Source organism: Azoarcus taiwanensis (genome assembly GCF_012910885.1).
Classification (GTDB): Bacteria; Pseudomonadota; Gammaproteobacteria; order Burkholderiales; family Rhodocyclaceae; genus Azoarcus_F; species Azoarcus_F taiwanensis.
In genome coordinates, this window is sequence record NZ_WTVM01000028.1 from 22,586 (window position 1) to 35,607 (window position 13,022).

Annotated in this window: 13 protein-coding genes; 11 read left to right on the top strand and 2 right to left on the bottom strand. The window is 61.8% G+C overall.

Translation table 11 applies throughout. The annotated features are described in order from the left end of the window. The first annotated feature begins 147 nt into the window (after nt 1-147). The 3 genes from GPA21_RS06645 (at nt 148) to GPA21_RS06655 (ending at nt 4,687) form a co-directional block, all read left to right on the top strand. Nucleotides 148-3,015, top strand: coding sequence for an adenosylcobalamin-dependent ribonucleoside-diphosphate reductase (locus GPA21_RS06645; protein WP_168987433.1), 2,868 nt, complete (start codon nt 148-150; stop codon nt 3,013-3,015). Nucleotides 3,016-3,080: 65 nt separating this feature from the next. Next, on the top strand, nt 3,081-3,905 hold the full coding sequence (locus tag GPA21_RS06650; protein ID WP_168987434.1) for a PP2C family protein-serine/threonine phosphatase: 825 nt from the start codon (nt 3,081-3,083) through the stop codon (nt 3,903-3,905). 8 nt (nt 3,906-3,913) lie between these two features. Then, nucleotides 3,914-4,687, top strand: a complete 774-nt coding sequence (locus tag GPA21_RS06655) for a LysM peptidoglycan-binding domain-containing protein (RefSeq protein WP_168987435.1) — start codon at nt 3,914-3,916, stop codon at nt 4,685-4,687. On the opposite strand, the gene GPA21_RS06660 is transcribed toward GPA21_RS06655, so the two are convergent. Further along, a complete protein-coding gene (locus tag GPA21_RS06660) occupies nt 4,650-6,374 on the bottom strand; it encodes a serine/threonine-protein kinase (RefSeq protein WP_211163460.1) in 1,725 nt (574 codons plus the stop codon). The two genes, GPA21_RS06655 and GPA21_RS06660, sit on opposite strands and share 38 nt — an antisense overlap. A gap of 11 nt (nt 6,375-6,385) precedes the next feature. Continuing rightward, nucleotides 6,386-6,913 (bottom strand): FHA domain-containing protein, encoded by a 528-nt coding sequence (locus GPA21_RS06665; protein WP_168987437.1) that lies wholly within the window; start codon nt 6,911-6,913, stop codon nt 6,386-6,388. Nucleotides 6,914-7,346: 433 nt separating this feature from the next. Between GPA21_RS06665 and GPA21_RS06670 the strand changes: the two genes are divergently transcribed. From GPA21_RS06670 to GPA21_RS06705, 8 genes are all read left to right on the top strand, one after another. Further along, complete coding sequence (locus GPA21_RS06670; RefSeq protein ID WP_168987438.1) at nt 7,347-7,574, top strand: hypothetical protein; 228 nt, start codon at nt 7,347-7,349, stop codon at nt 7,572-7,574. A gap of 112 nt (nt 7,575-7,686) precedes the next feature. Further along, nucleotides 7,687-8,982 carry a hypothetical protein gene (locus tag GPA21_RS06675; RefSeq protein WP_246261802.1) on the top strand — a complete coding sequence of 432 codons (1,296 nt, stop codon included), beginning with the start codon at nt 7,687-7,689 and terminating at the stop codon, nt 8,980-8,982. A 17-nt stretch (nt 8,983-8,999) separates the two neighbouring features. After that, a complete protein-coding gene (locus tag GPA21_RS06680; protein WP_168987440.1) occupies nt 9,000-10,115 on the top strand; it encodes a hypothetical protein in 1,116 nt (371 codons plus the stop codon). Beyond that, nucleotides 10,102-10,851, top strand: a complete 750-nt coding sequence (locus GPA21_RS06685) for a hypothetical protein (RefSeq protein WP_168987441.1) — start codon at nt 10,102-10,104, stop codon at nt 10,849-10,851. Before GPA21_RS06680 ends, GPA21_RS06685 begins: the two co-directional genes overlap by 14 nt. Continuing rightward, nucleotides 10,848-11,519, top strand: a complete 672-nt coding sequence (locus tag GPA21_RS06690; RefSeq protein WP_168987442.1) for a hypothetical protein — start codon at nt 10,848-10,850, stop codon at nt 11,517-11,519. Before GPA21_RS06685 ends, GPA21_RS06690 begins: the two co-directional genes overlap by 4 nt. Nucleotides 11,520-11,554: 35 nt before the next feature. Continuing rightward, entirely contained in the window at nt 11,555-11,701 is a 147-nt protein-coding gene (locus GPA21_RS06695; RefSeq protein ID WP_246261803.1) for a hypothetical protein, read from the top strand. Further along, the gene (gene cpaB, locus GPA21_RS06700) at nt 11,698-12,552 is read left to right on the top strand and encodes a Flp pilus assembly protein CpaB (RefSeq protein ID WP_168987444.1); all 855 of its coding nucleotides are present in this window, start codon (nt 11,698-11,700) and stop codon (nt 12,550-12,552) included. Before GPA21_RS06695 ends, cpaB begins: the two co-directional genes overlap by 4 nt. Nucleotides 12,553-12,609: 57 nt before the next feature. Further along, on the top strand, nt 12,610-13,022 hold a 413-nt coding region (locus GPA21_RS06705), incomplete at its 3' end, for a pilus assembly protein N-terminal domain-containing protein (protein WP_211163461.1).

Consider the following 13,022-nt stretch of genomic DNA (forward strand, 5'->3'; position numbering starts at 1 on the left):
GATCTAGTACGTAAAGAATTCTTGACATACCGCGGAAATCTGTAACTTCCTGTTTTTATATGTTTTAATTTTTTTGCATTTGTGCAAATTCCGGGCTATTCTTCACAACGTTCCGAACAACATTCATCTGGAGACCGCGAGAAAACCATGAGCACGAAGACCCCCGCCCAACCCAAGCTCAAAGGTGACGCATCCACCCTCGCCCCACAGGAAATCTGCGCCGAGGTCCTGATCGAAAAATACGCCAAAGGCGACGAACAAAGCATTCTCGAGGTCCGTTCCCGGGTCGCACGCGCACTCGCTGCAGTCGAGTCCGAAGACCGCCGCGGCCACTGGGAGGCGAGATTCCTCGAAGCACAGCAGATGGGCTTCGTTCCGGCCGGACGCATCAACAGCGCTGCCGGCACCAAGCTCCAGGCCACGCTGATCAACTGCTTCGTACAACCCGTGGGCGACTCGGTCACCGAGTCCATCGACGGCCGTCCGGGCATCTACACCGCACTCGCGCAAGCGGCAGAGACGATGCGTCGCGGCGGTGGTGTCGGCTATGACTTTTCCAGCATCCGGCCCAAGGGCGCACTGGTCAAGGGCACCCAGTCCAACGCGTCCGGTCCGGTGTCCTACATGCGGGTCTTCGATCGTTCATGCGAAACCGTCGAGTCCGCCGGTGCCCGTCGCGGCGCGCAAATGGGCGTGCTGCGCTGCGACCATCCGGACATCGAGGAATTCATCCATGCCAAGGATGAAGGCGACCTCACCAACTTCAACATCTCGGTCGGGGTCACGGACGCCTTCATGAAGGCGGTCGAGGCCGACACTGACGTCGAGCTGACCCACAAGGCAGAGCCCATCGACGAGCTCAAGCAAGCCGGCGCCTATCAGCTCGATGATGGCGTCTGGGTGTACCGCAAGGTGCGCGCGCGCGATCTGTGGGACCAGGTCATGCGCTCCACCTACGACCACGCGGAGCCCGGCATCCTGTTCCTGGATCGGATGAACCAGGACAACAACCTCTACTACTGCGAAACCATCGAGGCGACCAACCCGTGCGCCGAGCAGCCGCTGCCCCCCTACGGTTGCTGCGACCTCGGCTCGGTCAACCTTACCCCCTTCGTCAAGAACCCGTTTTCCGACAAGGCCGAGTTCGACTTCGAAGGCTTTGGCAAGGTGGTCGACACCGCAATCCGCATGCTCGACAACGTGCTCGATGTCACCCACTGGCCGCTGCCGGAGCAGGAGGCAGAAGCACAGTCCAAGCGTCGCGTCGGGCTCGGCTTCACCGGCCTCGGCGACACCCTGATCATGTTGCAACTGCGCTACGACAGCGTCGACGCACGCAAGATGGCGACCCGCATCTCCGAATTCATGCGTAACCGCGCCTATCTGGCTTCGGTCGAACTCGCGGTCGAGCGCGGCGCCTTCCCGCTGTTCAACGCCGACCTCTACCTGTCCGGCGGCAATTTTGCCTCGCGCCTGCCCGCCGACATCAAGGACAAGATCCGCAAACACGGCATCCGCAACTCGCACCTTCTGTCGATCGCACCCACCGGTACGATTTCGCTGGCCTTTGCCGACAACGCCTCCAACGGCATCGAGCCGCCGTTCTCCTACACCTACACCCGGCGCAAACGCATGGCCGACGGGACCTTCAAGGAGTACGCGGTCGAGGACTACGCCTGGCGTCTGTACAAGCATATGGGTGGCAACGTCGAGCAGCTCCCGCCCTACTTCGTGACCGCGCTGGAAATTTCCGCGCAGGCGCACAAGGACATGGTTGCGGCAGTCGCGCCCTATGTCGACACGTCGATCTCCAAAACGGTTAACGTGCCGGCCGACTATCCGTATGCCGATTTCGAAGACCTCTACATGACCGCCTGGAAGGCGGGCCTGAAGGGTCTGGCCACGTATCGTCCGAACAACGTGCTCGGCGCGGTCCTGTCGGTCACGCCAACCGCCGAGCAGAAGCAGCCGCAGGACGTCGAACTCTCCGACGCCAACCGCCGCCTGATGATCAAGAGCCTGCCAGCACCGGTGCTGTCCAGCCTGCGCTGGCCAGGTCGTCCGGATCTGCCGGACGGCAACATGGCCTGGACCTACATGCTCGGCACGCCGCAGGGTGAATTCGCCCTCTTCGTCGGCCACATCGAATCCAACGGTGCGGGCAACTTCCCCTTCGAGGTATGGGTGAATGGTGCAGACCAGCCCCGCGGCCTCGGTGCGGTCGCCAAGACCCTGTCGATGGACATGCGCGCCAACGACCGCGGCTGGCTCGAGCTCAAGCTCGAGACGCTCGCCCGTACCATCGGCGAAAAGTCCTTCGACATGCCATTCCCGCCCCACGGCGAAAAGAAGATGTTCCCGGGCGTGGTTTCCGCGTTCGCTCAGGTCGTGCGCTACCGCTGCGAGAAGCTCGGCGCGCTGGAAGCCGAAGGCGCCACACCGGTGCTCGACACCTTGTTCAGCCTGCAGGAGCCCAAGACCGGCACCGACGGCACCCTGTCCTGGACGGTGGACATCGCCAACCCGGCCACCGGCGAGGATTTCGTCCTCGGCCTCAAGGAAATCACGCTGCCCGACGGCGTCACCCGCCCGTACTCGGTGTGGCTGTCCGGCAACTACCCGCGGGCCCTCGACGGTCTGACCCGCATCCTTTCGCTCGACATGCGGGTGATGGATCCGGCCTGGATCGGCATGAAGCTGCGCAAGCTGCTGAGCTATCCGGAGCCCCTGGGCGACTTCATGGCCTTCGTGCCGGGCACCAAGCGCCAGCAGAACTTCCCGAGCACGGTCGCCTACATGGCCCGCCTCATCATCCACCGCTACGCGATGCTCGGCGTACTGGACGAGAACGGCTACCCCACCCGCGAAATGGGCATTCTCGAAGCCCCGCACAAGGACAGTGACCCGGTCGTCATGCAGGGTTCGCTGTGCACCGAGTGTGGCAACTACTCGGTGATCCGCAAGGACGGCTGCGACTTCTGCACCGCCTGCGGTGCGGTGGGCACCTGCGGGTAAGCGACTGCGGCGGAAGCTGGCGTCAGCGCCGGCTCCCGCCGCATGACGCATACGGATCAGACTGAATGCCTCGCAGAACATGCGGGTACGGCGCGAACCTCATTGGCGGCCGCGCCGAACAACAGGATGCCTACGCATGCCTGTCAAGCAAGAATGGCAAGAATCACTTGCTGGTCGTGGCCGATGGCATGGGTGGCCACCAGGACGGCACGAAGGCCTCTGAAACGGTCATTGCAGTAGCGCGAGACCTCTGGCGCCATCACAAAGAGGCGCCGACGGACCCCCATGGATTCCTGGAGACATTGTGCCAGGATGCCCACGCTCAGATACGCAGCTTGTGGACTGACGAAAAAGCCGGTCCGATGTCGACCATTGCTGCCTTGGTCGTCACGCCTGCTGGTGCATGGTGGGCGCATGTTGGTGACACAAGGCTATACGCGTTGCGAAACGGCAGGCCAGTCTTCCGCACAGACGATCACACTCCACTGACCAGTCTCGTATTGAGCGGGAGCTTGACCGACGAAGAGCGAAAGACGCACCCGGATCAGAACAAACTGCTTCGCGCACTGGGCAGCACGGCAGTCCCGAAGGTGACGCATGGCAAGATCGCCATGACACCCGACACCGGCTTTCTGCTGTGTACGGATGGATTCTGGAGCGCCATCGATGACCGCGAGTTGCCGGCCCTGTTCGAGTCCGCAGACCCACAGCTCGCGTGCCAGACCTACGCTGAACTGGCTACCAAACGCGGAGGCGAGCATGCGGATAATGTGACGGTCGCCCTGTTCACCAAGCGCCACGCCACGGCCTCCACCTTCAGAACCTACTGGCCCATTGTGCTGGCGATACTGATCTCCCTCACTCTACTGAGCACACTCGTATTCCGATGACCTGCGACTTGAAAACCCTGCGCTGTCTCGCCGCCGTCTCGGCGCTGATCCTGGCCGGATGCCAAACGCTCCCCACCGACGAGCAGGCACACCCGGAAACACCAGAAACCATCGAGACTTCGAGCATTGCACAACCCGAATCCTCTCAACCGGCCCTATCCTTCAGGGAGCTGGTCGACCTGATTCAGGACGGACGCTACGACGAAGCCAGTAATGGATTGCATGCGCTGCTCGAGCGCGAGCCCCGCAACAGAGCGGCCCGGCACCTGCTGACACAGCTCGAGGCGGATCCAGTCGAACTGCTCGGACCGGACTACAGGCTCCACGAGGTACAAAGAGGCGAAACGTTGGGGGAACTCGCGGCCAGACATCTGGGAGACCAGTCCCTTTTCGTCGCTTTGGCTCGCTACAACAAACTTGAACGCCCGCGCCTGCTTCGCGCCGGACAAAGCATCAAACTGCCGACCCGCCTTGCGCCGCCAATCGAGCCTGCGGATGCACGACCTCTTGCTCAACCGTCGCCATCCGGTGCTGCTCCGGAACCGACACTCGACACGACCTCGCCTGAATCGACGCCTGCGGACAGCGTCATCGATCAGGCGCAAGTTGCCGAATATCACGAAGCCGCGATCATCCTCTTTCGCAACCAGCAACTCGACGAAGCCATAGCGCTTTGGGATCAGGTACTTGCAATCGCACCCGATTTCGCACCGGCTCAAGGCTATCGAACACGAGCACTGGAACTCAAACGTCGGCTCGGCGACCTCGAGCAGAGGCCTTGAGCAAAGGGACGACGTTCTGCTCGGTTTGGTCGATGGAGTCCGCGATCTCGGTCACATCAACCGTACCTTCCATGATGGTCTCGTCGGGCGGCAAGAGCGCGTCCGAGCGTGCCGATAGCGATCGCGCCTCCAAGGAATCGGCCATGGCGTTGTATGCAGCGAATACTCTTTCGAACTCATCGTTGCGACGCGCCCGGATTCGCGTCTCATAGGAGCCACGGCTAATCTGGATCAACGCCCCGCGCAATAATTCAATCGGTTGCGCGAACCGGCGACCCAATACGTAAGACCCGACGATCACCGCAACGAGTGTGACCAGAAGCACGGCCACAAGCGCGCTCAAGGTCGTCTTGTTGGCAGCGACCAGTGCATCGGTCGACAGCCCCACCCGAAGCAATCCGAGTTCGTGGTGCTGGAAAAGCACCGGTGACTCGAAGACCAGGATTGGCTGCCCGGAAGCCCCATCGACGCGCCGGACGACTTGGGCATCACGCTCAAGCAAAACTGCGCTCTCCCCGAATGCGGGACGCAACTCACCAATCAGCGCCGGTTCATTGGCCGCCACGACCCTTCCTCGCTGATCGCTGACCGAAAGGTGGACCACCTCACTGGTCCGCGCGATCTCGTCTACCAACACCTGGACTGCGACGTAATCCTGCAGCAAGAGGTCCTCTGCAGTCTCGCCAGCCAGCATGCCGGAAATAGTGAGCCCATAATCGAAAGCGAGGCTGTTCATCGCCTCATTCTGGCGTTGATAAACAAACCCGAGACCCAGCGCGACAGTCAGCGTCACGATCAAGCCCATTACTGCAGCCCAACGAAGGCGAATCGGGATAATCCGCCGGCCTGTCCAACTGCGCTCTCGTTCCGCCAGTTCTGCATCGATTCGCTCAAGCTCGACAAAGAGCTCGCGTCCTGTCTGAAATCGATCAGCGGGGTCGCGCGCAAGCAAGGTCAGCACGAGCTCAACAAGCGCATCCGGTGTCGCGGGGTTGATCGGCCTAAGTGGCCTCAGGTCACCACTCACGATCAGCTTGATTAACTCGTTGATGTCTTCGTGCTCGAACGGCCTTCTGCCTGACAGCATCCAGTAGAGCAACACGCCCAGCGCATACAGGTCCGCGCGACCATCGACACGCGTGCGTTTGAGTTGCTCCGGCGACATATAGCTTGGCGTGCCCGCGACCATGGTACTGCTTCGACAGTCCCTCTCCTTACGCAGCCTCGCAATGCCAAAATCCATCAGCTTCACATTGCCGCCCTCGTTGAGAACGCTGACGTTCTCGGGCTTGATGTCTCGGTGGACAACGCCTCGTCTGTGCGCATAATCAAGCGCGTCGGCGAGCTGCATGGCGATCCTGAGCACCATCCGCGATGGCAAAGGGCCATTGCGCTCGACGAAAGTCGCCAGCGTCGGCCCCTCCAGAAGCTCCATCGCGATGAAGGGTGTGCCATCGGCAATCCCGATATCGAAGATGGTCACAATTGCCGGGTGACTGAGCGTACCGGCAGCGCGAGCCTCGGTCAGAAAGCGGCTACGGTAGCCCTTGTCGTCGATGAACTCGTCCCGCAGCGTCTTGAGGGCGATCTCGCGCTTGAGACGCGGATCGTAGCCGCGGTGTATTACAGACATCGCGCCCCGCCCAATCTCGCCACGCAGCGAGTACCGGCCCAGCGTCGATTCCATTTTCACCCCGTTCAGAGAGCCATCACCACTGCCAGAGCGGCAGCGATAATTGCGACCGCACCGAGCCAGACCCAGGTCAAGTTACGCTCGCGGGCATCGCCGCTACCAGCCCTCGCCGCTCCCCGGAAGACGAACTCGGCCCGCCCGAAACGCACCCGATCCCCGTCGGACAACACCGTGTCATGCGTCTTGCGCTCGTTTACGAAGCTGCCATTCGTTGATAGCACGTTCATCAAGCGATAGGCCCCGTCGTCGAACAGGATCCAGGCGTGGTGAGAGGACACACTATTGTCAGGAAGGACGATGTCATTGCCTGGGTGTCTCCCAACTGTGGTCTTGGAGCCCAGAAGCGCGAAGCGTTGCCCCTCAAACGGCGAGGCCACACCTACAAGCGCCGCGCGATCCACATCCCCCTCCCGATCGACCGAGGGAGAAACGATCTCCGCATCAATGAAGCCCGTATCGAGCAGCGTAGTCCCCTGCGGACCACCGGCTCGCTCCCCCTCTGGCTCCTTCTTGCTCTTTGTCTCTGGATTCATCAAGTAACAACAAGCTGGTTGGTGCCGCCAAGTATGCCCTTTCAACGCGCACACCACAACGCGGTGAACGTCCCCTCCTCAGGCAACCCTTCCTGAACACAGGCAATCCTGAATCGGGCACAAGAACCCGACTGGGACAGCGCGCGGTCTGAGGCAACGTCTCGCGCCAGGGTTTCAGGTTGCGTGAGGTGCAACGCGACAGGACGCCAGCTCCCAACGTAGCGCCCAGGCTTTCGCACACTAGCATACAAGCGCTCAAATATGCCTATGCCCTAGTCCATATAGCTATTTGCATGGCTTTGGCATATCCTACTTCTCCGTTCGACCCTGTCGCAACCTGAGATCGCACTCTGTGCGTACCGTTTGATATCTCCCGGAGCAACTCATGACACACCCCCACCTTCGTTCGAACCGTATGCAGCGCGGACAAGGCATGACCGAGTACATCATCATCGTCGCGATGATCGCCATCTCGGCAATCGCCGTGTATCAGTATTTCGGACAGACCGTTCGCAACCAGACCGCGGCGATTGCCCAGGAACTCTCTGGTCAGGACGGCACAGCCGCAAAAGATGCTGCGCAAGACGCGGCCGACAATGCCAGCACAGCCGGCGACACCAAGCAGACGCTAGACAGCTACGTCAACCAGGCAGGCAAGTAAGCAAGCAAGGATCTTGATCCCTCGGTCTTAACGCTACGGGGGATCAATACTCATCCGGACAATGCAAAGACACAGCTTCGCCCCCCAATCAGGTCAGGTTCTTCCGCTTGCGATGGTTCTGCTCGTCGCGGTTGCGGCAACCGTGTTCTACCTGTTCAACAGCGGCCAGCTCGTTCAGGAGAAGCTGCGCCTGACCAACACCGCAGACGCAGTCGCCTATAGCGCAGGCGTGTTCGAAGCGCGTGTGCTGAACTACGACGCCTACACCAACCGCGCCATCATCGCCAATCAGATAGCCATCGGCCAGGCCGTGGGACTCGCGTCGTGGTCCAAATACATGGGTACCGCCGCCGACAACATCGGCCCGTACCTCTACCTGATCCCCTACGTCGGCGCAGCACTCAAGGCGGCCATGGATTACGTGGCGTCCATCATGGATGTCTTCACGCCGGCGCTCGCGGCGACCCTGCCAATGCATGACGCGGCCATACAGGCACTCGCACTGTCACAGCAGGTCATGCACGGCCCCGGCGATTCCGTCGCACTCGCCAATCGACTGGTCGTCATGCGTCGTGTGGCCGGCGAAAACGATCCGGAAGCTGTCGTCGATCCGATCCCCATTTCCGATGATTTCTCAGGCTTCACCCGCGACTATTCCACCCGCGAAGACAGGCGGCGCATGGGACAACTTGTGCACGACAGTCGCGAGTCCTTTCTGCGCAGCCGGAATTGGGACTTCGGGCTCGTCATCCTCTGCAACGGCATCCAACTTCGCAAACGCGGCAGCACCGAACTCATCGACCTCGTAGATGGCTGGAAGTCCATGGACACCCTCTCGGCTCATCGCTATCGGATACGGCGCTGGCGCTGCCGGCGGAGCGAGACCCCAATCGGCTATGGCACCGCATTCTCGCAGGACGGATTGGCAGATAGCGCCTACACGTACTCAGGATCTCGCACGCGCAACCCCAGGGCCAGCTCACGGGCAGACTCTTCGGACGGCATCGCTTCCGGTTTCGACCCGGCCCCGGCAACGCTGGGCGGTGGAGCAATTCCCACCTTCCGAGAATTGTCCGACCAAGCCCTGTCCATGGACGACCCAGTCACCGGACTCACCATCCGCGTAACCAAGACCGCGGGCACTCAGCGCTTCTCTGGCGGCTCGAGCATCATCCAGCCCCAAGGCCGACTCGATCTATACGACGGCGCCCTCTCCGGCAACCAGAGCGCCGCCCTCTCTCGAGTCGAGGTGTTCTTCGAACGTCCGGACGCCGGAAACGCCCGCCACCCCGGCCGCACCGAACTCGGAAGCCTGTTCAACCCCTACTGGCAAGTGCGACTCGCACCGGTATCGGCTGCTGAACGTGCTCAAGCCCAGGCTCGTCAGGGCAGTCTTCAGCTTCAATAACACTCAACCCCACACCCATGCATTCTTCACGGACACCATCGAAAGTCACTCCGTTCCTGCTCGCCGTCTTGTCCATCACAAGCCTGACCCTGGGGTCGGCTGGATCCCACGCTGCCGACCGCATCGCGGGCGGTTTCGAAATCGTGCGCCAGGGTTCGTCACCGCACGCTCGCGATTTTGCAGTCATGCTTGTCAAGGGCACTCCGGCGCAGTGCGAGCTTCTGGGCCGCCCCTTCCAACTTGTCGGAGATCCGGCGACCGTCGGCAATTTCGAGGTCATCGAATATCACCACCCCGGGCTGCAGAAGTCACGAATCACCAAACGCACCGCTGAACTGGTCACCACCGCAGTTTGCCGTCTCGAGGTATTGCAGCGCGAAGCGACAGTGATCACGCATCACGAGCCACGCAGTCGCACGGTCCATACACGCGAGGTCAATCCTGTCACCGGTCCCCAGCCTTGGTCCAGCCGCAACCAACCACCGCTGGGTAGAGCGTCGCTCGAGTTGATCAGGCAGGCGTTCTCACTTCAATCGCTCGAAGCTGTCGAACTGAGGGGCGGCTCACACTCGATCGCAACCGCACCGGATCTTCCCGAAACGGAAATCGCTGGCCGCAAGTGTCGCTGGATCACGCTCGTCCCGCCTCCGGCAGAGGGTCGCCTATGCCTTATGCCCGAAGGTATCGGCATGCCCATCAACGAAGCACTGAGCGCCGAAATGATCGGCGCGGGCAGCGACGGCCCAGCCGTGCTGCTTCGTGACGAAGTCGTCTCCTTCCGGGGTCCGATCGCGTTGTCGAGCACACTCTTCGAGCCGGAAGACAAACCGCTGGCCATCGACTCGGCCAAGCTCCCCAACGCCACGACCGACTGGTGTCGTGAGCAGGCCGCCCGCACCGGCACCGACCCTTGCGCGCACGACGGCCCCGATCAAATCACGGACCACTTCGACGCACTAATCGACGAATGGTGCGCCTACGAAACCGAGCGAATTGGTCACAACCCCTGCGCCGAAGGTCCAGGCGCCTACTCGGACACGCGCGTCATGCGGGCGATGACCGACTGGTGCGCGCACGAGGCAGCCCGAACCGGAGTCAATCGCTGCGAAGAGTTCGACGATGACGATGACTGACCGTAACCGCACCCGCGGCCAGTCTACGGTCGAGTTTCTCGTACTCGCACTCGTGCTCGTACCACTGTTCCTGATCGTACCCATGATCGGCAAGTATCTCGATCTCGCACAGACCACCGCGGTCGCAAGCCGCTACGTGGCCTTCGAGGGCGCGGTTCATCACGGCTCGAGTCTGCACGGCTGGAAGTCGGGTGCAGCACTCGCCGACGAGGTACGCCGGCGCTTCTTCAGCAACTCCGACGCGCCGGTCAAGGCTGGCGACATCGCCGGCGATTTCAACGCCCATCGCAACCCCCTGTGGTTCGACCACCGCGGCGATCCGCTGCTGCCGGCATTCGCTTCGAACGTCGCGATCACGAGCCAGCGTCAGGCTCTGTCTCAGCCCCTTGGCACGCTGTTCGCGTCGAGCTTCGGTCTGGACAACCGCAATCTGCACACCGGTCGCGTAAGGGTGGATGTGGCCGACGTCGCGGGGCTCATACCCTTCGATTCACTCGGTTTGTCGATGGAGCGCCACACCGTGGTGCTGGTTGACGGCTGGGGCGCATCCGGTCCAGCTGCAGTGCGCTCGGCAGTCCGCAACGACGGCTGGAACATCGCCGGACCTTTCCCCTATCGCTATCTGGAGACCCTGGTGACGCCGATCAAACCCTTCGTTTCGGTACTCGAAGGTTCCAGTCCGCCCAACATTGGGCGTGTCGATCCCGACTACGTGCCCGCCGACAGAATACGATGAGCCGAAAACACCTGCTCATCGTCGCACTGGCCCTGATGCCCGCCATCGCCACGGGCGGTCAATGGCCGTCGGTCGAACACCCTCGCGACGCCCTGATCCAGAGCATCGGCGAACAGATTCGGCTCAACGGCATCCCGATGCAGATGACGCGTGCAGTCTCCGCCAAACCCATCGATGAGCTGACCGCTCACTACCGCAGCGTACTCGGCGGCCGGGTCGCAATGTCCGACATAGCGTCGTCAACCGTGTTGTCGCAGTCACGCGGCGACCACTTCATCACCGTCACGCTGCAGCCGCTCGGCGAGGGCTTGGTCGAGGCACTCGTATCCGTCGCCGATATGCCCGCAGCACGCGAAGCAGCCAATCGACCCTTTGGTTTCCTGCTGCCCGGAGGGTCGGAGTTGCTTTCCGACATGGAGTCGATCGACGGCAAGACAAATTCCCGCCAGCTCGTCGTCTTGAACGCGCACGGACTCGGCACCAACCTCGATCACTTCGTCGACACGCTCTCCGAACGAGGACTCAGGCCCGACGGCGCACCTTTGCTGGAGTCGGACGATGCCCTGGTGCAACGCTTCGAAGGCCCCACCGGCGAAGCCAAGCTCGTACTCGTGCGTCGCGACCAGACCACCAGTGCAGTGCTTACCCTCATCTCCAGAGGCCTATGAAAACCTTTCGCACTCGCCCCTTACGCGGCCAGGCTATGACTGAATACCTCGTGGCCCTGCTCGTCCTGATGATGCTCGTCGGCGTCTCATTCGCCGGCGAAGCCCCGATCGTCGACACCTTTCTCAACGCCGTGCGCACCGCCTTCAACCGGCACAGCGCCTTCATGTCCCTACCGCTATGACCACGAACACTCAAGCACCGCCCCGACCACGCAAGAACTGGCTCGTCCTTCTCGTCGCGCTGATCCTCGGGGGCCTGGCTGCCTGGGCCGCCAGCAACTACCTGTCGCAAAGGATGGCAGAAATCGAGGCACGCGCCCAACAGACCGACACCGTACAAGTCGTCGTTGCCAAGTCCAACCTGTCCCGCGGCGCCCAGATCACCCCAGACACGGTCGCAGTGCGCGAAGTGCCGAGAGAGTGGGTCCACTCCGGCGCCATCACGCCGGATCAATACAGTCGGGCGGAGGGTGGCACCCTGGCCTACCCTGCCTCGGCCGGCGAACCCATTATCTGGGCGCAGTTGGAGGGGCGTCGCGCACCCACTTTCTCGGCCAGGCTGCAGGCGGGTCAGCGCGCGGTCACCGTTCCGGTCGATGAGATCAGTTCATTGTCCGGCATGGTCGAACCCGGCGACCTCATCGACATCGTCGTCTCGGTGCGCAACGACAACCGCAATTTCACCTTTGCCCTTCTCCAAAGTGTGCCGGTGCTCGCAACCGGCAGTCGTGTAAACCTCGACGAGCGTGATGCCGACGGACGCCCGCGCTCTTACACCACCATCACGCTCGACACCACGCCGGAAGACGCCAAACGCATTATCGCCGCGCGCGAAATCGGACGCGTCACCGCACTTTTGCGAGCCCCTGGTGACCTCGCAACGGTGTCTGCCGAGATCGCCGAGGCACGCTCGCTTCTCGGGCTACCAAGCACAAATGGCGGCGGCATCAGCTCGGTGCCCGTGATCTACGGCGGCGGACCGATCACCAACGGTCTGCACATGATGTCACGCAATGGAGACGAGACGGATTAAGCGCCTCCACTCCCTTCGATATTTTGCCAATCCATAGTTGCCCAACAAAAAAAAACGATGCGACACCTCAAAACCACTCTTCTGCTTCTACTCCTTGTCGGTCTGCTGCCCTCGGCGCTTGCCACCAATTTCGTCGAGCTCACCATGTTCGAAGGCGAGACCCGGGTCATTGCCGAGCCGAACGCAGGACGACTTGCCGTCGGCAATGGTCAGGTGCTCTCCGCCGCGGTGCTCGACGACCGCGAAATCCTGCTCATTGCCAACCAGACCGGCGTTTCATCACTTCACATCTGGAGCGCCGACGGGCACAACCGGCGGATCAAGATCACCGTCGTCCCATCCGACACACCACGAGTCAATCGCGAGATCGCCGCCTTCCTGCAAGGCATTCCGAATGCCCGCAGCACCGTGATCGGCGACAAGATCGTGGTTGAGGGCGACAACCTCAGCAACAGCGACCAGGCCCGCAT

What these genes read in the sequence shown, in the direction of transcription:
- GPA21_RS06645 (WP_168987433.1), top strand. Translation starts at nt 148, where the DNA reads ATGAGCACGAAGACCCCCGCCCAACCCAAGCTCAAAGGTGACGCATCC.
- GPA21_RS06650 (WP_168987434.1), top strand. Translation starts at nt 3,081, where the DNA reads ATGCCTCGCAGAACATGCGGGTACGGCGCGAACCTCATTGGCGGCCGC.
- GPA21_RS06660 (WP_211163460.1), bottom strand. Translation starts at nt 6,374, where the DNA reads ATGGAATCGACGCTGGGCCGGTACTCGCTGCGTGGCGAGATTGGGCGG.
- GPA21_RS06665 (WP_168987437.1), bottom strand. Translation starts at nt 6,913, where the DNA reads ATGAATCCAGAGACAAAGAGCAAGAAGGAGCCAGAGGGGGAGCGAGCC.
- GPA21_RS06670 (WP_168987438.1), top strand. Translation starts at nt 7,347, where the DNA reads ATGACCGAGTACATCATCATCGTCGCGATGATCGCCATCTCGGCAATC.
- GPA21_RS06675 (WP_246261802.1), top strand. Translation starts at nt 7,687, where the DNA reads ATGGTTCTGCTCGTCGCGGTTGCGGCAACCGTGTTCTACCTGTTCAAC.
- GPA21_RS06680 (WP_168987440.1), top strand. Translation starts at nt 9,000, where the DNA reads ATGCATTCTTCACGGACACCATCGAAAGTCACTCCGTTCCTGCTCGCC.
- GPA21_RS06685 (WP_168987441.1), top strand. Translation starts at nt 10,102, where the DNA reads ATGACGATGACTGACCGTAACCGCACCCGCGGCCAGTCTACGGTCGAG.
- GPA21_RS06690 (WP_168987442.1), top strand. Translation starts at nt 10,848, where the DNA reads ATGAGCCGAAAACACCTGCTCATCGTCGCACTGGCCCTGATGCCCGCC.
- GPA21_RS06695 (WP_246261803.1), top strand. Translation starts at nt 11,555, where the DNA reads ATGACTGAATACCTCGTGGCCCTGCTCGTCCTGATGATGCTCGTCGGC.
- cpaB (WP_168987444.1), top strand. Translation starts at nt 11,698, where the DNA reads ATGACCACGAACACTCAAGCACCGCCCCGACCACGCAAGAACTGGCTC.